The organism is Stenotrophomonas sp. ZAC14D2_NAIMI4_7 (assembly GCF_003086675.1).
GTDB lineage: Bacteria > Pseudomonadota > Gammaproteobacteria > Xanthomonadales > Xanthomonadaceae > Stenotrophomonas.
The window spans coordinates 4079832-4099765 of sequence record NZ_CP025995.1 but is presented as its reverse complement, the minus strand read 5'-3'; the positions used below and the strand labels follow the sequence as shown (position 1 = coordinate 4099765).

16 protein-coding genes are annotated in these 19934 nt (G+C 67.0%); 6 read left to right on the top strand and 10 right to left on the bottom strand.

Annotated features, from left to right (window positions below; all coding sequences use genetic code 11):
- Positions 1-117: 117 nt before the first annotated feature.
- A complete protein-coding gene (gene speE / locus C1922_RS18640; protein WP_108751135.1) occupies positions 118-972 on the bottom strand; it encodes a polyamine aminopropyltransferase in 855 nt (284 codons plus the stop codon).
- A gap of 179 nt (positions 973-1151) precedes the next feature.
- On the opposite strand from speE, the gene speA reads away from it, so the two are divergent.
- A complete protein-coding gene (gene speA / locus C1922_RS18635) occupies positions 1152-3041 on the top strand; it encodes an arginine decarboxylase (RefSeq protein WP_108751134.1) in 1890 nt (629 codons plus the stop codon).
- Positions 3042-3098: 57 nt separating this feature from the next.
- Positions 3099-3419 carry a DUF6122 family protein gene (locus tag C1922_RS18630; RefSeq protein ID WP_108751133.1) on the top strand — a complete coding sequence of 107 codons (321 nt, stop codon included), beginning with the start codon at positions 3099-3101 and terminating at the stop codon, positions 3417-3419.
- Positions 3420-3600: 181 nt separating this feature from the next.
- On the opposite strand, the gene C1922_RS18625 is transcribed toward C1922_RS18630, so the two are convergent.
- From C1922_RS18625 to C1922_RS18615, 3 genes are read right to left on the bottom strand one after another with little or no spacing between them, the layout of a single operon-like run.
- Entirely contained in the window at positions 3601-4920 is a 1320-nt protein-coding gene (locus tag C1922_RS18625; protein WP_108751132.1) for a sensor histidine kinase, read from the bottom strand.
- Positions 4917-5576, bottom strand: a complete 660-nt coding sequence (locus C1922_RS18620) for a response regulator transcription factor (protein WP_108751131.1) — start codon at positions 5574-5576, stop codon at positions 4917-4919. The genes C1922_RS18625 and C1922_RS18620 overlap by 4 nt, the downstream gene beginning before the upstream one ends.
- The gene (locus C1922_RS18615; RefSeq protein WP_234413379.1) at positions 5576-5872 is read right to left on the bottom strand and encodes a PepSY domain-containing protein; all 297 of its coding nucleotides are present in this window, start codon (positions 5870-5872) and stop codon (positions 5576-5578) included. The genes C1922_RS18620 and C1922_RS18615 overlap by 1 nt, the downstream gene beginning before the upstream one ends.
- A 148-nt stretch (positions 5873-6020) precedes the next feature.
- On the opposite strand from C1922_RS18615, the gene C1922_RS18610 reads away from it, so the two are divergent.
- Positions 6021-6455 carry a PepSY domain-containing protein gene (locus C1922_RS18610; protein ID WP_108751129.1) on the top strand — a complete coding sequence of 145 codons (435 nt, stop codon included), beginning with the start codon at positions 6021-6023 and terminating at the stop codon, positions 6453-6455.
- Positions 6456-7198: 743 nt separating this feature from the next.
- Here the strand turns inward: C1922_RS18610 and C1922_RS18605 are convergent.
- From C1922_RS18605 to C1922_RS18595, 3 genes are all read right to left on the bottom strand, one after another.
- Entirely contained in the window at positions 7199-7687 is a 489-nt protein-coding gene (locus tag C1922_RS18605) for a hypothetical protein (protein ID WP_108751128.1), read from the bottom strand.
- A gap of 187 nt (positions 7688-7874) precedes the next feature.
- Complete coding sequence (locus C1922_RS18600) at positions 7875-9086, bottom strand: FAD-dependent oxidoreductase (RefSeq protein WP_108751127.1); 1212 nt, start codon at positions 9084-9086, stop codon at positions 7875-7877.
- An 11-nt stretch (positions 9087-9097) separates the two neighbouring features.
- Positions 9098-9592 carry a lipocalin family protein gene (locus C1922_RS18595; RefSeq protein WP_108751126.1) on the bottom strand — a complete coding sequence of 165 codons (495 nt, stop codon included), beginning with the start codon at positions 9590-9592 and terminating at the stop codon, positions 9098-9100.
- Between the two features lie 183 nt (positions 9593-9775).
- Here C1922_RS18595 and C1922_RS18590 point away from each other — a divergent pair, with 183 nt between their 5' ends.
- Positions 9776-10024 (top strand): hypothetical protein, encoded by a 249-nt coding sequence (locus C1922_RS18590; RefSeq protein ID WP_108751125.1) that lies wholly within the window; start codon positions 9776-9778, stop codon positions 10022-10024.
- Positions 10025-10155: 131 nt separating this feature from the next.
- Positions 10156-12588: a DUF3772 domain-containing protein gene (locus tag C1922_RS18585; RefSeq protein ID WP_199912200.1), complete on the top strand. Its 2433-nt coding sequence runs from the start codon at positions 10156-10158 to the stop codon at positions 12586-12588.
- A 425-nt stretch (positions 12589-13013) separates the two neighbouring features.
- Here the strand turns inward: C1922_RS18585 and C1922_RS18580 are convergent, their stop codons facing one another.
- Both C1922_RS18580 and C1922_RS18575 read right to left on the bottom strand, forming a co-directional pair.
- Entirely contained in the window at positions 13014-15119 is a 2106-nt protein-coding gene (locus C1922_RS18580) for a phosphoglycerol transferase I (RefSeq protein WP_108751123.1), read from the bottom strand.
- 231 nt (positions 15120-15350) lie between these two features.
- Positions 15351-16994 carry an AarF/UbiB family protein gene (locus tag C1922_RS18575; protein ID WP_234413526.1) on the bottom strand — a complete coding sequence of 548 codons (1644 nt, stop codon included), beginning with the start codon at positions 16992-16994 and terminating at the stop codon, positions 15351-15353.
- A 212-nt stretch (positions 16995-17206) separates the two neighbouring features.
- Here C1922_RS18575 and C1922_RS18570 point away from each other — a divergent pair, with 212 nt between their 5' ends.
- Positions 17207-18133, top strand: coding sequence for a DUF808 domain-containing protein (locus C1922_RS18570; RefSeq protein ID WP_108751121.1), 927 nt, complete (start codon positions 17207-17209; stop codon positions 18131-18133).
- 170 nt (positions 18134-18303) lie between these two features.
- Here the strand turns inward: C1922_RS18570 and C1922_RS18565 are convergent, their stop codons facing one another.
- Entirely contained in the window at positions 18304-19842 is a 1539-nt protein-coding gene (locus C1922_RS18565) for a GGDEF domain-containing protein (RefSeq protein ID WP_108751120.1), read from the bottom strand.
- Positions 19843-19934: the final 92 nt, after the last annotated feature.

Genomic DNA, 19934 nt, shown 5'->3' with positions numbered 1-19934 from the left:
ACGGAAACAAAAAACCCGCGCTGTCGCCAGCGCGGGTTTTTTGTTGGGTGGGTGCCGACCGTTGGTCGGCACACCTCAAACCCGGTAGGTGCCAACCTTGGTTGGCACGCTTTCCGATCAGCCCTTCAGTGCCGCCTGCACGAACGGCGGGGTCACCAGCACGCCGGTGTGCAGCGCGGCGGTGTAGTACAGGGTGTTGAAGGTCTTGGCGGCCGAATCGGCCTGGCGGAAGTCGAAACCGCTCTCGCCCTTGCGGGCCATGGTCACGCTCCACCAGCCGGTGGGGTAGCACGGCTGCGGGAACGGCAGGGTCTTGAATGAGCCGAAGCCGGCCTTGCCCATTTCCGTGCGCATTTCGTTGATCAGCTCCAGCTGCATCAGCGGCGATTCGGACTGCTGCACCAGGATGCCGTCGTCCTTCAGGGCCTTGAAGCAGCTTTCGTAGAAGGCCTTGTTGAACAGACCTTCGCCCGGGCCCACCGGGTCGGTGGAATCGACGATCACCACGTCCACGCTGCCAGCCGGGCAGTTGGCCATGTAGGCCACGCCGTCGTCGAACAGCAGCTCGGCACGGGCGTCATCGTTGGAATCGCACAGTTCCGGGAAGTGCTTGCGCGCCATCACGGTGACCTGCTCGTCGATATCGCACTGGGTCACGCTCTCCACGCCGCTGTGCTTGAGCACTTCGCGCAGGGTGCCGCAGTCGCCGCCACCGATGATGACCACGCGCTTGGGCGCGGCGTGGGTGAACAGCACCGGGTGGCTGATCATCTCGTGGTAGAAGAAGTTGTCCTTGCTGGTCAGCATGATGGCCCCGTCGATGGTCATCAGGTTGCCCCAGTCGGTGGTCTGGAAGATTTCGATCTTCTGGAACGGCGACTGCACTTCGTCCAGCTTGCCGGTGATGCGGTAGCCGATGGCCGAGCCAGTGCGTTCGAAGTGTTCGATGTACCAGTTGCTGCTGTCAGTCATGGAGATACGGTCCTGTTCGGAGGGGATGGAGCCGGGCTGACGGCGGGGTGCCTCGCTTCCGGACGGATCGGCCCGTTCAGGTTCAGACCTGCCACGGGCGCGGGCGCGCATGATAACGAACCTGTGGGCATATAGGCGTTATCATGCCCCCCCTTTTATTGCCAACAAGGCCGACTGCAATGACCGATTGGTCCCTCGACCAAGCCCGCAAGACCTACTCGATCCCGCATTGGGCGGATGGTTACTTCGATGTGGATCAGGCCGGGCACATGGTGGTGAGACCGACCGGGGCGGACGGCCCGGTGGTATCGCTGCCCAAGGTGGTGGACGCCGCGCGTGAAGGCGGCGCCAAGCTGCCGCTGCTGGTGCGCTTCCCGGACATCCTGGGCCAGCGCCTGGGCAAGCTGCAGGCGGCCTTCGCCCAGGCCCAGCAGGACTGGGACTACACCGGCGGCTACACCGCCGTGTACCCGATCAAGGTGAACCAGCACCGCGGCGTGGCCGGCACCCTGGCCAGCCACCACGGTGAAGGCTTCGGCCTGGAAGCGGGCAGCAAACCCGAACTGATGGCCGTGCTGGCGCTGTCGCGCCCGGGTGGCCTGATCGTCTGCAACGGCTACAAGGACCGCGAGTACATCCGCCTGGCCCTGATCGGCCGCAAGCTGGGCCTGCAGACCTTCATCGTCATCGAGAAGCCGTCCGAGCTGAAGCTGGTGCTGGAGGAATCCAAGGCACTGGACGTGAAGCCGGGCCTGGGCGTGCGCATGCGCCTGGCCTCGCTTGGCGCCGGCAAGTGGCAGAACAGCGGTGGCGACAAGGCCAAGTTCGGCCTGTCCCCGCGCCAGCTGCTGGACCTGTGGAAGTCGCTGCGCGATACCGAATACGCCGATTGCCTGAGCCTGCTGCATTTCCACATGGGCTCGCAGATTTCCAACGTGCGCGACATCGCCAACGGCATGCGCGAAGCCACCCGGTATTTCGTCGAGCTGTCACAGCTGGGCGCGAAGATCACCCACGTGGACGTGGGCGGCGGCCTGGGCGTGGATTACGAAGGCACCCGTTCGCGCAGCTTCTGCTCGATCAACTACGGCCTGCATTCCTACGCCAGCAACATCGTGCAGCCACTGGCCAATGCCTGCGAAGAACACGGCCTGACCCCGCCGCGCATCGTGACCGAGTGCGGCCGCGCGATGACCGCGCACCACGCGGTGCTGATCGCCAACGTGTCTGAAGTGGAGCAGGCGCAGGAAGGCCGCGTGCCCGACGCACACGATGACGAGCCGGCCTCGATCCGCCACCTGCGCGAGATCCACGAGGAACTGGACGTGCGCCCGGCGGTGGAACTGTTCCAGGAAGCACAGCATTTCCATGCCGAAGGCCTGGCCAGCTACGCGCTGGGCCAGATCGACCTGCCGCAGCGTGCGCGCATCGACGATCTGTTCTACGCCATCGCCCACGGCGTGCGTGCGCGCCTGAGCTACGACGAAAAGAGCCATCGCCCGGCGCTGGATGAACTGAACGAGCGCCTGGTGGACAAGTACTTCGTCAACTTCAGCGTGTTCGAATCGATTCCCGATGCGTGGGCGATCGACCAGGTGTTCCCGATCGTGCCGATCGAGCGCCTGAACGAGACCCCGGACCGTCGCGGCATCATCGCCGACATGACCTGCGATTCGGATGGCATGGTGAAAACCTATGTCGAGAACGAAAGCCTGGACACCTCGCTGCCGCTGCACGCGATCAAGCACGGCGAAAGCTACCGCATCGGTTTCTTCATGGTCGGTGCCTACCAGGAAATCCTGGGCGACATCCACAACCTGTTCGGCGATACCGATGCCGTGGAAGTGGTGGCCGATGCCGATGGCTACGCGATCACCCAGCAGCGCCGTGGTGATACCACCGACGTGATGCTGGACTACGTGGGCTACAAGCTGGACGACCTGCGTGCGGCCTACGCCCAGCGCGTGGCGGCGGCCGATCTGTCGCCGGAGCGTGCGCAGGAACTGTCGCAGGCGCTGGAAGCGGGCCTGACCGGCTACACCTACCTGTCCGACGAACCGCTGGTGTGATGTTCATGGGAACGCCGGGCCTGGCCCGGCGCTACCTGCCCTGATGAGCCTCGCCCGATGAGCGCGCGCGCGATCTTCCATCTGTTCCTGCATGCCGCCGTGCCAGCCCTGCTGGCATGGCTGTTCTGGCGCAAGCGGTTTGCTTCGGCCTGGCTGCTGTTGCTGCTGGGCTGGATCATCGATCTGGACCATCTGCTGGCCGATCCGATCTACGCGCCGAACCGCTGCAGCATCGGTTTCCACCCGCTGCACACTGCACCGGCGATTGCGGTGTATGCCGGCCTGTGCGTACCGAAGAAAACCCGGCTGGTGGGTATCGGGCTGGTGATCCACATCGTGCTGGACGCCGTTGATTGCTGGTGGATGCACCACCGCTGACGGCCAATGCGGTTCCATGCGTTGGTGGGGCCGGCGCATTGCTTTGGTCGATGCCGACCTTGGTCGGCATGGTGTGGGCCGGGCCGTTGCATTGCTTTGGTAGATGCCGACCTTGGTCGGCATGGCGTGTCGACCAAGGTCGACACCTACCGATCGTGGGCGGGGCGAGCGCAGCGGGCTGTTATCCCACCGGCAACCACAACGTGGCCCGCAACCCCGGCTCTGCGTTCTGCAACGCCAAACGCCCGCCATAACTGGCGGCAATATCGCCCACGATCGCCAGCCCCAGGCCGCTGCTGCCGGCGCGCTCATCCAGGCGCACGCCGCGCTCGGTCACCCGCGCCAGCGCCCCGGCGGCCAAGCCGGGGCCGTCGTCGCGTACGTCGATGCGCAGCTGCCCGTCTTCGGCCATCGCGGTAACGCGCACCTGCTGCGTGGCCCACTTGCCGGCGTTGTCCAGCAGGTTGCCCAGCATCTCTTCCAGGTCTTCAGCTGCCCCTGCGAAGCGCAGTGCCGGTGCCATCACCTCGGCAACGAAGGTCACGCCGCGTTCGCTGTGTACGCGCGCCATCAGGCCGCACAGCGCCTGCGCCACCGGCTCCAGCTCGGTGCGTTGGCGGTGGTCGGCACTGATGCCCGCGGCCAGATAGCGGTCCACGCTGGCCTGCATGCGTGCGCCCTGTTCGCGCAGGGTGCGGCGCCAGTCGTGCCCGTCGCCGTCCGCTTCGGCCGCCAGCACGCTCAGCGGCGTCTTCAGTGCGTGCGCCAGATCCTGCGCGCTGGTACGTGCACGCGCCACCATGCGCTGCTGGTGATCCAGCAGGGTGTTCAGTTCTTCGCCCAGCGGTGCGATCTCCGCACCCAGGCCGGTGCTGTCGATCTGCTGCGCCTCGCCGCGGCGCACGCGTTCCAGCTGCGCGCCCAGCCGCTGCAGCGGGCGCAGGCCGAAGTGCACCTGGCTGGCCAGCACGGCCAGCCACGCCGCCACCAGGATGGCCAGTGCGATGGCCGTGCGCTGGCGGAAGGTCGCTACGTCGGCGTCCAGCGCACTGCGATCGGCGGCCACCACGGCCAGGTAGGGGCCGCTGGCGCGCGGCAGGCGCACCTGCTGCACGCGTGCGCGCAGCGACTGCTGCAACGGCCCGGGCAGGTCGCGTGTTGCCGGGCCTGTGGCGGCGACCGGCAGCGTTTCGTCCCACAGCGAGCGCGACTGCAGCAGCACCGTGCCGGCGTCATCGGCCACCTGCCAGTAGGCACCGGAAAACACCCGCTGGAAGCGCGCATCGTTGGGTTCCTGGCGCAGGTGCAGTTGGCCTTCGGCGCCGATTTCTGCCTGCGCCAGCAGAGTCAGCATGTCCTGCTGCAGTTCCTGGTCCAGCCGATCGCGCGCGCTGCGCTGGTACAGCTCGCCCAGCAGCGCGCTGGCCAGCACTGATACCAGCAGCAGGCCCACGCCGCCGGCCAGCAGCAGGCGGCGGCGCAGCGAGGGCTGCCCGCTCATGGCGGGGCCAGCCGCCAACCCTGGCCGCGCACGGTCTGGATCAGGTCCACCCCCAGCTTGCGTCGCACCCGGCCCAGCAGCACATCCAGCGCGTTGGAATCGGGGTCCAGCCCGCCGTCGAACACGTGTTCGCCCAGGCGGTCGCGGCCGATCACCTGGCCGCTGTGGTGGATGAAGCAGCTCAGCAGGCGGAATTCCTGCGGGCTCAGCGCCAGCGCCTCACCGTCCAGCTCGAAGCGCCCGGCATTCACGTCCAGCTGCAGCGGGCCGCATTGCAGGCGCGGGCTGGCGTGGCCGTGACTGCGGCGGATCAGCGCCCGCAGGCGCAGGACCAGTTCGTCGGCCTGGAAGGGTTTGGTCAGGTAGTCGTCGGCACCGGCGTCGAACCCGGCCAGCTTGTCGTGCCAGCGCCCGCGCGCCGTCAGCACCAGCACCGGGAACGTGCGGCCGTTGCTGCGCCAGCGTTCGATCACGCTCAGACCGTCCAGGCCGGGCAGACCCAGATCGACGATGGCGGCCTGCAGATCCTCGATCTGCCCGATTTCTTCGGCCTGGCGGCCATCGGCCACCACCTGCACCACGTAGCCGGCCTGTTCCAGCAGCGGCTGCAGGCGGTGTGCCAGGGCCTCATCGTCCTCGGCCAGCAGGATGCGCATCAGTCGTCCAGCTCCGTCTTCAGCAGCTTGCCGGTGCGCGCATCATAGTCCAGCTCCACCACCACGCCGTCGGCGCGCAGGATCTCGACCTCGTACACGCCCTCGTCCAGCTCCACTTCCAGCAGCTGCCCGGCATGGCGCTTCAATGCGTCGCGCACCACGCTTTCCAGCGGCACATAGCGGCCCTGCTGCACCGCGCGGCGCGCCACCTGCTGTTCCGGGTCCTGGCTGGGCCCGGCGGTCACGGGGGCGCTGGCCAGGGCCAGCAGCAGAGACAGGGCAGGGAAGACGTTCACGGCGTGATGCGATGGATGCAGAGCGGGAGATGGCGCGAGTGTGCCAGCGCTGCCTAACCATCGACTAACAGGCGCGGCTAAGGGCCTGTTAGGCAGCGTGGGCAAGCTGGTGTTGCCGGGCTGGTCCGGCCCCAACAGGAGAACCCCCATGCTGAAGTCCCTCGCCCTGGCCACCGTGGCCGCACTCGCCCTGGCCCCGGCCGCACAGGCCGCCCCGCTGGGCATCGCCCAGGTGGAACAGACCCTGCGCAAGGCCGGCTACACCCAGATTCACGAGATCGAGCGCGATGACGGCCTGTGGGAGGCCGACGTAAGCCGCGCCGATGGCCGTTTCAGCGAGGTCTACGTGGACCCCAGGACCGGTGAAATCTTCGATGAGCATAACGGCCGCGCGCTGCTGGGCACCGAACAGGTGCTGGCCAAGGCGCAGGCGCAGGGCCTGCGCGAGATCCATTCGCTGGAACGTGATGGCGCGACCTGGTCGCTGGAAGCGCGCAATGCCCGCAACCAGAAGGTGGAAGTGCGCCTGAGCGGTTACGACGGCCGCATCCTGCACAGCGAGCGCGACGGCTGGCTGGATTGACCGAGCGTTGGTAGCTGCCGACCTTGGTCGGCAGAGCGTGTCGACCAAGGTCGACACCTACCGGGCAATCGGCTTTGGTAGCTGCCGACCTTGGTCGGCAGAGCGTGTCGACCAAGGTCGACACCTACCGGGCAATCGGCTTTGGTAGCTGCCGACCTTGGTCGGTAGAGCGTGTCGACCAAGGTCGACACCTACCGGGCAATCGGCTTTGGTAGCTGCAGACCTTGGTCGGCAGAGCGTGTCGACCAGGGTCGACACCTACCGGGCAATCGGCGTTGGTAGCTGCCGACCTTGGTCGGCAGAGCGTGTCGACCAAGGTCGACACCTACCGGGCAATCGGCTTTGGTAGCTGCCGACCGTGGTCGGCAGAGCGTGTCGACCAAGGTCGACACCTACCGGGCAATCGGCTTTGGTAGCTGCCGACCTTGGTCGGCAGAGCGTGTCGACCAAGGTCGACACCTACCGGGCAATCGGCGTTGGTAGCTGCAGACCTTGGTCGGCAGAGCGTGTCGACCAGGGTCGACACCTACCGGGCAATCGGCTTTGGTAGCTGCCGACCTTGGTCGGTAGAGCGTGTCGACCAGGGTCAACACCTACCGGGCAATCGGCTTTGGTAGCTGCCGGCCTTGGTCGGCAGAGCGTGTCGACCAAGGTCGACACCTACCGGGCAATCGGCGTTGGTAGCTGCCGACCTTGGTCGGCAGAGCGTGTCGACCAAGGTCGACACCTACCGGGGCTTCGGCTTACCAGCCGTACGGCGGCGGGTAATCCCAATAGCCCGGGCCACCACCGTAATAACCGCCGCCATAGGGCCCGAAGTAGCCCGGGCCCTTGCCTTCGCTCACGTGGATGTTGACGTTGACCCCGCGGGTCTTGCCCTCATCGGTGGTGTAGTTCTTGCTCAGGTTCAGGGTGGCGGCGTTGTAGTGGCTGTTGCCGGTGTTCTTCGAATAGCCGATGCCGGTGGTGAAGCTGCCGGACACCTTCAGCTTGTCGTCCTGCACGTCGGCGATCTTCGCATCGTCATGCACGCGCGGGCCGCTCTTGTCGCCGTAGTAGGTGCCGGGCGGGTCCTGCGGCAGAGAGGGGTCGTTCAGGTAGCGCATTGGCGCCTGCGGCACCGACAGGTCCAGGCCCGAGGCCTGCGGCGCGGTGGCACCGGCGGCGGACTGGGCAAGCGCGGCGCCCGGTAGGGCGGCCAGGCACAGCAGCAGGAACAGGGGGCGGATCATCACGACGCTCCAACGCAAGGGGCCGCGCAACACGCGGCGGTACAGGCCGACGCTAGCAGGCGTTGCTTGAATGATGCCTGTAGCCGGCCCGTAGAGTCGAGCGACTGCCGCTCTTGTAGAGTCGAGCCATGCTCGACTGCCGTTGGCAGAAGCAGTCGAGCAAGCTCGACTCCGCGAAAGGCGGGCGTCACGCCCGCCGTTCAAACCCGAACAGGCCCTGCAGCGGGTGCGGCCGCCGCTCCAGCCCGGCGCGCAGCAATCCCGCCCCGATCATCGAGTAGGTAATGCCATTGCCGCCGTAGGCCATGGCGAAATGCACCCGTGGCCCCCACTGCGCGTGCGGGCCGAAGAACGGCAGGCCGTCGGCGGTTTCGGCGAACGTGCCCGCCCACGAGAACGCCGGGGTCGGCTGCAACTGCGGGAACCAGTGCAGCAGCTGCTTCATCAGCTGCCTGGCCTTGCCCTGCACGCGGCGGTCGCGGCGCGCAGGCACGTCGATGGCATCGTCCAGCCCACCCACCAGCAGGCGCCCTTCGCCGGTCGCGCGCAGGTACAGATAGGGCCGCGCGCTCTCCCACACCATCGTCTGCTGCAGGGGGCCCAGCAGCTGCGCATCGATCGGGTCGGTAATGAAGGCGTAGCTGCTGCGGTTGCGCGCCACCCGTGGTTTCAGCCAGTGCTGGGTGGCGTAGCCCATGGCCAGCACGACGTGGCGCGCCTTGATGACCGCGCCGGCGGCGGTGCGTGCGGTCACGCCGCGTGGGCTGGGCTGCAGGGCCTCCAGCACGGTGCGGTCATACACACCGCAGCCGCGCCGCTGCAGGCGCTGCAGTAGCCCATAGGTCAGTGCATACGGGTCGACCCGCGCCGCCTGTCGGGTCAGCAGGGCGCCGCCGGCGTCCACCCCGAAGTGTTCGCGCAGGCGTTGCGGCGTCTGCCAGCGCGCATCCAGACCAGCGCGGCGGCGCGCAGCGCCCTCGGCCATCAGGCGCGGCACGTCTCGGCGGCGGCTGGCCAGGTACAGGCTGTCCATGCGCTGGAAATCCACCCCCCGCAGGCCCCGGGCGGCGTCGCGCAGCGCCGGCAGCGCATCGGCACACGCCCGGTAGGCCAGGGTGGCGGCGTCCTGGCCGTACTGGTCGGCCAGTTCCAGCAGATGGGTATCGATCTCGTACTGCAACAGCGCGGTGCTGGCCGAGGTGCTGCCCCAACCGATGTCGCGCTGCTCGATGAGCGCTACATCGTGGCCGTGGCCGCACAGTTCATCGGCCATCAGTGCACCGGTCACGCCGCCGCCCACCACCAGCACGTCGCATTGCAGGTCCTGCTGCAGCGACGGGAACGCATGCAGCAGCCCGTTGCGCACCGCCCACCACGGGTAGCCACTTTTCAGGTCCATGGGGCCCGGGCTCAGGCAGTGGGGTGGCCGGTGTGCGGGGTGTGGATCAGTTCGGACAGATCGAAGCCCTGCTGCTGGGCGGTGGCCAGATAATGGTCGCGCACGGTGGCATCGAGCTGCGGCTGGCGGGACAGCAGCCACAGGTAGCTGCGGTCGGGGCTGCCGACCAGGGCGACGCTGTAGTCCGGTGCGACCTGGATGACCCAGTAGTCGCCCTTGGCGAACGGCAGCCAGCGCAAGCCCTTGGGCAGGAAACTGACTTCCAGGCGCGCGCTGTCATTGTCCACTGCGCAGGCTTCACCGGTGGCTTCCTCCACCTCGCCGTCCATGCGGCAGCGGTTGGTCACCCCCACGTTGCCGTTGTCCAGCAGGCGGTAGTGCGCCGAAACATCGGTGCAGCCGTCTGGTTCGTGACGCATGGGCAGGCGGGCGATCTCGTACCAGGTGCCCAGGTAGCGGGGCAGCTTGAGATCGGTGACGGTCTTCAACGGCGGCAGGTCGGTCATGGTCGTGCGGGGTTGCGGGCGGTTCCCCACCATGCCGACGCGGCTGCCACGGCCGGGTGAAGCCTGGGCGAGGGTGGTGTCCAGAACATTGCGTCGCCGTGGCGGTGCAGGTGCGGTGCCGGTCGCGGCGGTATGCTGCGACCAGCGCCGGGTTTTTCCGATTCCAAGGCAGTGGAGGTGCCGATGTACCAGGTGATTCTGTTGAAGAGTGAAACCGCGTTCGCGCGCGAGCAATGGCCGCAGGTCGATGATCTGGTGGACTACCAGGGCGTGAGCTACAGCCTGCGCGCGGGCCCACGACAGCCGCTGCCCACCGACCACCCCTGGCACCCGATCGCGGTGTATGCGCCTGATGAGATTACCGAGGAAGAATTCCAGGACTGGTATGCCGCGCAGCAGCCGCAGGTGGAAGAACTGCGGTTGAAGTATTGAACGCGCGGTCCGTCGCGCGGGCGGCCGACGCGGGGCGATGATTGCGCCAGTCGAGCAAGCTTGACTCTACGCGGGCGTGACCGCTCGTGCCGTATAGTCGCGCGCAGGCGCGGTGGTCCGCGCGAACCGGTGTGGCTGGCTTGCTTTCCTTCTTCCGAACGATCCTGAAACGTGGCCCGTTGCTGGCGCTGCTGTTGTGTGGTGCGCTGCTGCTGGCCGCGCCGGTGCTGGCCCAGGATGACGATCCCACGCCGAAGCAGCAGCTGGCCAGCATCGAGGCCAGCCTGAAGGATGTGGAGCGCAAGCGCGATGCCGCCGACGCCATCGAAACGCTGGCAATGCTGTCCGAAACCGCTTCGCAGGCGCGCCGCGATGCCGAGGCGCTGGACAAGAGCCTGCAGCCGCAATTGGACCAGTTGAACGAGCAGCTGAGCCAGCTTGGCCCGGCGCCCGACGGCGGCACCGAGCTGCCAGAACTGGCGGCCCAGCGCCGTAACCTGACCCGCCAGCGCGATGCGCTTGCTGCGTCCATCGCCCAGGCCAAGGCCAGTGCCGTGCGCGCCGGCCAGTTGGCCACCGATATCGACAAGCAGCGCACCGCCCAGCGCACCGAAGAGCTGGGCCAGAAGGTGGATTCGCCGTTGTCCCCCTCGCTGTGGCGCAAGGTCGCCAAGCAGCTACCGATCGACGTTGCCCGAGTGACCCCGTTGGCCGAGCAGGGCCGCGATGCCCTGGCCGCTGCCCTGCGCAAGGAAGGCTGGAGTACCCCGTTGCTGGGCCTGCTGGCCGCGCTGGTGATGATGTTCCCGCTGCGCCTGTGGCTGCGCTCGCTGGGCCGGCGTTTCGCCGCTTCCGAACGCGCCCCGGATGGGCGCCTGCGCCGTTCCGGCCTGGCCATGTGGTTGCTGCTGGTGGGCACCCTGCTGCCGGGCTACGCGGTGGTGGCGTTCATCGCTTCGTTGAATGCCATCGGCGCCATCGCCCCGCGCCTGCAGACCGTGGCCGAAGGCGTGCAGCAGGCCACCTTCGCCGCCGCTTTCATTGCCGCGCTCAGCGCCTGCCTGCTGGTGCCTACGCGCCCCTCCTGGCGCTTGTTGAACCTGGATGACACCGCGGCACTGAAGCTGCGCAAGTACGCCTGGGGCGCTGCAGCGCTGGCCTGGCTGAGCACGGTGCTGGTGGCCATCGACCGTGCCACGCGCACCAGCGATGTCACCACGGTGGCGCTGGACGGTGTGATCGCGCTGACCTACCTGGGCCTGATCATGGCCATGCTGGTGACCCTGGCGCGCCTGCACCGCCGGCAGACCGCCGAAGCCGAAGCCAAGCTGGAAGCGCAGGCCGACGGGCAGACCGTAGCGACCCCGGTTCGGCGTGGCAGCTGGCTGGTGCTGGCCCGCGTGGCCGGCAACGCAGCGGTGGTGGCGGCGATCATCGCCACCCTGCTGGGCTATGTGAACTTCGCCAAGTTCGTGAACCAGCAACTGATCGGCGGCACCATCGTGGTGATGGCCGCCATGCTGCTGTTCAAGTTCGTCGATGACTTCTGCACGTGGCTGCTGAACGCCGACAGCAAGGTGGGCCAGACCATCCTGCTCAGCACCGGCCTGAGCGTGTCGCGGCTGGAGCAGGCCGGTGTGCTGCTGTCGGCGATGCTGCGCACCCTGGTGGTGCTGATCGCGCTGCTGGCGCTGGCGGCGCCGTTCGGCAACATCGGCACCATCGTCGAGCGCATCGGCTCGCTGGCCAACGGCATCGTGATCAACAAGGACCTGACGCTGCAGCCCGGCCGCATCGTCACCGGTGTGTTGGTGCTGCTGGTGGGCATCGGCCTGACCCAGCTGATGCAGCGCTGGCTGACCGACACCTACCTGCCCAAGACCGAGCTTGACCTGGGCGCGCGCAATTCGATCAGCACGATTGCCGGCTACGTGGGCATCATTTTGGTGGGCCTGTGGGCGCTGACCGCGATGGGCCTGAACCTGAAGAACCTGGCGCTGCTGGTCAGCGCGCTGTCGGTGGGTATTGGTTTCGGCCTGCAGGCGATCATCCAGAACTTCGTTTCCGGTCTGATCCTGCTGGCCGAGCGGCCTGTGAAGATTGGCGACTGGGTGAAGCTGGGGGACCAGGAAGGCGACATCCGCCGCATCAACGTGCGTTCGACCGAGATCCAGGTGGGTGACAAGTCCACGTTGATCGTGCCGAATTCGGAGCTGATCACCAAGACGATCCGCAACATGACGATGGGCAACAACCAGGGCCGGATCCAGATCCAGTTCGCGGTGCCCACCAGTACCGATGTGGCGGGCCTGCGGCAGGCGTTGCTGGATGCCTATGGTGCGCACCAGTCGGTGCTGCAGCAGCCGGCGCCGTCGGTGTTCATCGACAGCATTGCTGGTGGCCAGATCACGTTCAACAGCTTCGCTTACGTGGCCAGCCCGCGGCAGGTGTATGGCACGCGCAGCGATCTGTATTTCAGCCTGCTGCAGATCCTCGCCGAACGGGATATTCCGCTGTCCACCCCGACCGACATCCACCTGGTACGCGACACCCCGGCGGAGTAGGGGAGTTGTTGTTTGCAGGGCTTGCAGCCCTGCACCTGCTGCAAGCCAGAGCAACGTCAATGTCAAAAGCCCGCATTCCGTAGGTTGGCGGGGTGGGTCCGGTTGCGGGGGACGCTGCAAGTACGTCCATGTAAGCTCGGTCGCCGACAGTTGGCCGTGATCTGTGGGGAATGCGCTTGGGGTCAGATCCGTTTTCCGTAGGAAAACGGATCTGACCCCAGAAACAATTCGATATCTGACAGATGTGTCGACCAAGGTCGACACCTACCCACAGCCGCGGGGAACTGTCAGCGGTGGGGCGGCGTGTCCTGCAAGCCCACACCGCCCCACCATCCCACGTAATGCACGCTTTTGACGTTGCAGTCGCTTCAGTCGAGCATGGCTCGACTCTACGGGGTGCAGGGCGCAGCCCTGCCGAATATCCCTTACCCCCGCGGTCGTGCGCGCGAGGGGACCAGGGCGAAGGTATCCACGGCCAGCTTCTCGGCATGGTTCAACCACGCGCGGATTTCCAGATCGTCCACTTCGTGGTCCAGACCGAACGAGACGTTGATCTTGCCGTCGGCATCGGGCTGCACCCACTGCTGGGCCAGCACCACCTTGCGCTGCGACGACACCGCCTCGATCCAGAAACCGCGGTCCGGGCGCGTGCTCGCCACCAGCTGCAGCATGTACTGGCCGGCGCGGGTGCGGCGGCCCTTCTGGGTGATCATGTGCGCCTGGCGCACGCTGGGGCGCGGGCCCTGGAAGGCTTCCAGCGGCGCATCCACGGCAATACCACTGCGCAGATCGTCGTCGCGGTACAGCTTGATGCCGTTGTCGCGGTTCACCAGCAGCGCGCACCAGTCGCCGTCGGCCGAACCGTCCTCGAACGCCGTGCAGCGGTCCACGTAGGCCAGGGTGTTGTCCGGGTCGGCATCGTCGAACTGGCGCGAGGTGTTTTCCAGATACACCGATTTCAGCGCCCAATCCTTGTCGTACTCCAGCAGCACCGGCGGCTGCACCTGCTGCAGGCCCACCACCACCTGGTCATCGCCATCGATCTTCAGCTCACGGGTCGGCTCGCCCAGCCACAGCGAACGGGCGAAGGCCAGGTACTGCGGGTAGTCGCGGCCGCCATCGCGGCGGGTGGCCACGCTGGCGCTCGGCGCGCGCTCGGTGTCGATCAGCGAACGGCCAAAGCCCATGGTCTTCAGGTTCGGGTCCAGCAGGCTGAGCAGGGTGGCGCCCGAATCAAGCGTGGTACCGGCATCGGTGGCCAGCTGGCGCGGGGCAATGCCATCGCCCAGGAACAGCAGCAGGTTCTCGCGCTTCTGCCGGGTCAGGATGTGGCTCAGGTCGTTGGGCATGGCCAGGTGATCGGAGGCGATCACGATCAGCGTGTCCTTGCCGTAGGGGCTGGCCTGGATGCGCTGCACCAGCTGCGAGATCAAACGGTCGCTGCACTTGAGCGCATTGAGCATGTTGATGTTGCCGTACTGGCTCTGGTAACGCTGGCCCTTGCACGCCACCGGCAGGTGCCCTGCCGGGTGATGGGTATCCATGGTCAGCGTGGTCAGCATGAACGGCTCGCCCTTGCGCGAGAGCTGTTCGAAGCGCTGGTAGGCGGTATCCAGCAGAACGTCGTCATGCACGCCCCACGGCGAGTAATGCACGCGGCCGATCTTCTTCTGCTGCTTGAACCAGTCCAGATCGTGCACTTCGTCGAAGCCGTGGCTGGCCAGGAACTGGCCCTTGCCGGCGAAGCGGCCGTTGGCGCCGCCCAGGTAGTGGTTGGTGTAACCCTGCTGCTTCAGGTAATCGCCCAGGCACACGGCCTTGGGCAGGAAGCTGCCCATGCGGTCCATGCTGTTCTCATCGCCGGGCGAGGTGGTCAGCGGCACGCCGCACATCGACGACACCAGACCGGCAATGGTCCAGCCGCTGCCTTCGGCCGAGGCCAGGCCGCGCACATCCAGCGCCTGGCTGGCCAGGCGGTTGATGTTGGGCATCAGGCCCGGGAACACGTCCTCGTCCAGGTAGGTGCGTTCCAGGCTCTCGCCGTAGATCCAAACCACGTTGCGCGGGCGCTGCAGCGGCTGCGTGGGCACCTGGTATTCGGGGGCGATGCGCGCGAAGTCGACCGGGCGCAACTGCTGGTACAGACGCTGGCCATCGCGCGCCAGCGGGCTGATGAAGATCGTTGCCATCCACACCACGGCAAAGCCTGCGAACCAGGCTGCGCCACGGCCGGGCCGGCGCCAGCGCTTCACCCGGGTGGCGAACAGCGGCAGCAGCGACAACAGCGCCAGCACCACGAAGCCGGCTATATAGCCCTTGAAGTCCGCTACGCCGGCGCCTTCCATGTCGGCACCCAGGTGATACAGGGTGGCCGCATTGAGGCCATCGCCGGAGAGCTTGTCGATCAGCCACCAGGCACTGAGCGACAGCAGCAGCAGCGAGAACAAGGCAGCCTTCCACCACACCCACTTGTCGGACGCGAGGAACAACCAGGCCAGCAGCAACAGCGACAGCAGCAGAATCCAGAGCATAGGCAGCTTCGGCAGTGACGGGGTGGTGGTGATGGACGTCGTACCGACGCGTGTCCATTCGACCGACGCTGCCGCAAGCACACACACATGACAGGTCGATGACCCGATCATGCCTGCGCGAACCTGACTGAAATGTTTGTTCGTTACATGATGTGAAATCGCGCCGCATTGGTAAAACCAGCGTGAAAACAGCTACGCGATTTCATTAAGACGGCGCACGCACTGCCCGCTTCAGCGATGCCCGCGTTCTTCGCGTGCGCGTGCGCGGCGATCAAACAGCAGTGCGCTGATGACGATTCCCAGGCCAAGCACCACGCCGATCAGCATCAACAGCAGGGCGATGGCGGGGTAGCCGAACACGTGCCAGCCGGTCTCCAGCTTCATCATCAGCGACGCGGCCATGATCAGTGCCGCACTGATGATGCCGGCCGCCACCCGGTTGGCGATCTTCTGCAGGTTTTCCATCAGGCGCGATTCTTCCAGTCCGGTCACCTTCATCTGCAGGCGGTTCTCGGCCAAAAGCGCCATGATGTCCGACAACTTGCGCGGCCCGTCGCGCAGCAGTTGCTGCAGCTCCATTGCTTCGCTGGCCAGGTTGGCCGCCGACAACGATTTTTTCAGGCGCGCACGCATCACGTGCTGAAGCTGGCGTTCGACGATGCGCCGCGTATCCAGGTCCGGTGCCAGCAGGCGGCACACCGTTTCCAGGTTCAGCAGCGCCTTGCCCAGCAGGCTCAGCTCCGGCGGCGTGCGCAGGCCGCAGGACGTGGCGATGCGCACCATGTCCAGCACCACGCGCCCTTCGGAGAAATTGCCGTTGGCCGCGTAGCGCGCGATCAACTGGCCGGTCTCGCGCAGGTAGCGCTCCTCGTCGAACGCTTCCAGCCGCGTGCTGATGCTGATCAGATCGTCAGCCACTTCTTCGCCACGGCCGTCGACGGCCGCGAACAGGATCTTCAGCAGGCGCTCGCGCAGTCGCGGTGGCATGTGCGCCACCATGCCCAGGTCGAAGATGGCCAGGCGGCCGTCGGGGGTGACGCGCAGGTTGCCCGGGTGCGGATCGGCATGGATCTCCCCATGCACGAAGATCTGGTCCAGGTAGCCACGGATCAGCGCGGCGGCCAGCGGGTCCATCGCCTGTTCGGTGCGGCGCACATCGGGAATGGCGTCGACCCGCACGCCGGCCGCAAGTTCCATGGTCAGCACGCGCTGGCTGCTGAAATCCCACAGCGGCTGCGGCACCCACAGGCGCCGGAACGGCTTCAGGTGACGACCGAATCGCGCCAGGTTCTCGGCCTCGGCGTGGTAATCCAGTTCCTGCATCAGGGTCTTGGCGAACTCGTTCAGCCAGTCGCGCAGTCGCACGCGGCGGCCCACCTGGGTCAGGTGATCGGCGGCCAGAGCGAAGCTGCGCAGCGCTTCCAGGTCCGAGCGCAGCTGTGCGGCCACTTCCGGCTTCTGCACCTTCACCGCCACCTGGCGGCCATCGTGCAGCACGGCGCGGTGCACCTGCGCGATCGAGGCGCAGCCCAGCGGCTCCGGATCGAACGAGGCGAACAGCTTGTTCACCGGCGCGCCCAGTTCCTGTTCCACGATGGCATGGATGCGCTGCACCGGAATGGCGGCGACCTTTTCCTGCATGCGCTCCAGCGCGGTGGCGAATTCCACCGGCACCATGTCCGGGCGGGTGGACAGCATCTGCCCCAGCTTCACGAAGGTGGGCCCCAGCGCTTCCAGGTCGCTGACGAACTGTTCGGGGTTGCCGTCGGGCGGCACGTCGGTATGGCTGCCCGCCGCATCCAGGTTCATGCCGGAAAACACGCCGGAATGACGATAGCGCATCAGCAGGCGCAGGATCTGGCTGCGCCGGTTCATGCCCTTGACCAGCGGGGGATTGCCCGGGGCGGTGGACGGATTGCTCAAACGACACTCCTCGAAGACGACGGCATGCCCGGCAGCGCCGGGCCACGCCCGGCGGAAGGGGCAATACCCCCAGTGTCCCCGCAGTGCGGTAGGCGCGCGGTGAACCCGCTACCGCCGGTGCGCCTGATCGGTCAGAATCCGTCCATTCCCTCTCTGGAAGTGCCATGGCCGGTGCCAGTCTGTTTGCCCTGCTCGACGATATCGCCACCCTGCTGGACGACGTCTCGATCCTCACCAAGGTTGCCGCGAAGAAGACCGCCGGAGTACTGGGCGACGATCTGGCCCTGAACGCGCAGCAGGTGACCGGCGTGAACGCCAACCGTGAACTACCGGTGGTGTGGGCCGTGGCCAAGGGCTCGCTGGTGAACAAGGTGATCCTGGTGCCGGCCGCGCTGGCGATCAGCGCGCTGGAAGCGTGGCTGCACAGCCGTGGCTGGAACGTGCCGCTGATCGTGCCGCTGATGATGATCGGCGGTGCGTTCCTGTGCTTCGAAGGCGTGGAAAAGCTGGCGCACCGCTTCCTGCATTCCTCCGACGAGGACGCCGAGCACCAGGCCGAACGTCGCAAGGCGCTGGCCGATGAACAGGTGGACATGGTGGCGTGGGAAAAGGACAAGGTGAAGGGCGCGATCCGCACCGACTTCATCCTGTCGGCCGAGATCATCGTGCTGACCCTGGGCGTGGTGGCCGTGGCCTCGTTCACCCAGCAGGTGCTGACCCTGACCGTGGTGGCGCTGGCGATGACGGTGTTCGTCTACGGCCTGGTGGCCGGCATCGTGAAGCTCGACGACGTGGGCCTGTACCTGTCGCGCAAGGGCGGGGCGGTGGCCGCGTTCGGGCGGGGCCTGGTGCGCTCGGCGCCGTGGCTGATGAAGTTCCTGTCGGTGGCCGGCACCATCGCCATGTTCCTGGTGGGCGGCGGCATCCTGGTGCACAACATCCCCGCACTGCACCACGCGGTGCAGGCGATGGGCGGGGAAGGGCAGTGGGGCTGGCTGATCAGCGCGGCGGCGAACATGGTGGTGGGTATCGTGGCCGGCGCCATCGTGCTGGCCGCGGTGACCGGTTTCCAGAAGCTGCGCGGGCGGTAGCAGCTGCTGCTCATGCCAACCAAGGTTGGCACCTGCCAGAGCGGGCTTTACGCCCGACGGTGCGGCTCTGGTAGTGGCCGCCTCTGGTCGGCCCCGTGATCCATGCATGCCAACCAAGGTTGGCATCTACCAAAGCGGGTTTTCCGCGTGAATCGGTTGGGCGGATCGCATCATCCCGCCTGTACGCGGTTCTTGCCGTGGCGCTTGGCCTCGTACAGCGCATCATCGGCACGCCGCAGCAGGCTCTGCGCATCGTCGCCGGGTTGCCACTGCGCCAAGCCAGCGCTGAAATGCACCGGCACGCGCTGGTCGCGCACGGTCAACACACGGTGCGCCAGTGAACGCTGCAGACGCTGGACCGTGGCCATGCTGTCGGCGCCCTGTGCATCGGGCAGCACCAGCACGAATTCATCGCCACCCAGGCGTGCCACGCCGTCGGTGGCCCGCAGCAGCAGCCGGCACACCGACACCAGGTGCTGCAGCAGCGCATCGCCACCGGCGTGCCCGTGGGCCTCGTTGGTCTGGTGGAAATCGTCCAGATCGATCACCGCCAGCCCCAGCGGCGTGTTGTTGCGCGCGGCACGGGCCAGTTCGCGCTGCAGCAGTTCATCCAGGCCGCGGCGGTTCAGGGCCTGGGTCAGCGGATCGATGCGGGCCAGGTCACCGGCCTCGCGCAGTTCCTGTTCCAGTTCGGTGATGCGCTGTTCGGCGCGTTCCACTTCGGCGCGCGCGCTGGCCAGATGGTCGCGCGCCTGCGCCGCCTGCTGCTGCACCTTGCCGGTGTCATGCATCACTTCCTGCAGCAGCTGGTTCAGATCGGCGATGCTGCGTGCTTCGCGCAGCTGCAGGGCATAGCTGCCGATGCGGTCATGGTATTCGCCGGTGCTGGTGGCCATGCCATCCATGCGTTCGATGAACTCGCCCATCAGCCCGCGCATGGCGGCCTTGGATTCATCGATGCCCTGGCGCAGCAGCCCCTGCTTGTAGATCACTTCACGCAGTTCGGCGCGGGTGCGTTCCACCGCTTCGGTGTCCAGCGGGCCAGTCAGCAGTTGCTGCACGGCGGTGATCTGGCCCTGCAGCCAGCTGCGGTCGTCCAGCAGCTCGCTCACGTTTTCCAGCAGCAGCGCGAACAGCTCCAGCAGCAGGGCCTGCTGTTCCTGCCAGCTTTCCGCGCGCACGCCCACCTGGTGGCCGAGTTCGCGCACGCCCTGTTCAATGGGTTCCAGCGCCACGCCGGGCTGCCACTGGCGCAGGCGCGTTGCCAGGGCCTGGGCCTGCTCGCGCAGGTCGGGGTCGTGCTGCAGCAGGGCCACCACCGCACCACCCAGCAGCAGCCGCAGCTGTTCGGACAGGCGCAGGCTTTCGGGCTGGCCGTCGGGGGAGTGCTGTTCGATGGTGCGGATGTACTTGTCGATCAGCTGGCGCATGGCCCGGCCATAGCGCGGCCAATCGGCGCTGGCTTGGGCCGACTGCAGGCGGTCGCCCATGTCGCCCAGCTCGCCGGGCAGGGTGGCCATGCCGTTGGCGAAGGCGGCCAGCAGCGGCTCGGGCGCATCGGCGCCGGCGAACAGCTGCTGCAGGGCCACGCCGCCGCCGCCCTGCAGTACCACCCGGTCCGCCCGACCATCGTCCACCACCGCGCGGACGCGCGCCGGCGGCCCAAGGGCGGTGCCGGGGGCAGGGCGGTGGTCTGGCTGGTCCGTCATGGAGCGAATCCCGGGGGTGGCAGGGGCTGGTTCCAGCATATCGGCGCGGCCGCGCACGGCTTGAACGGATAGCATGGGGCCACAGAATGCAG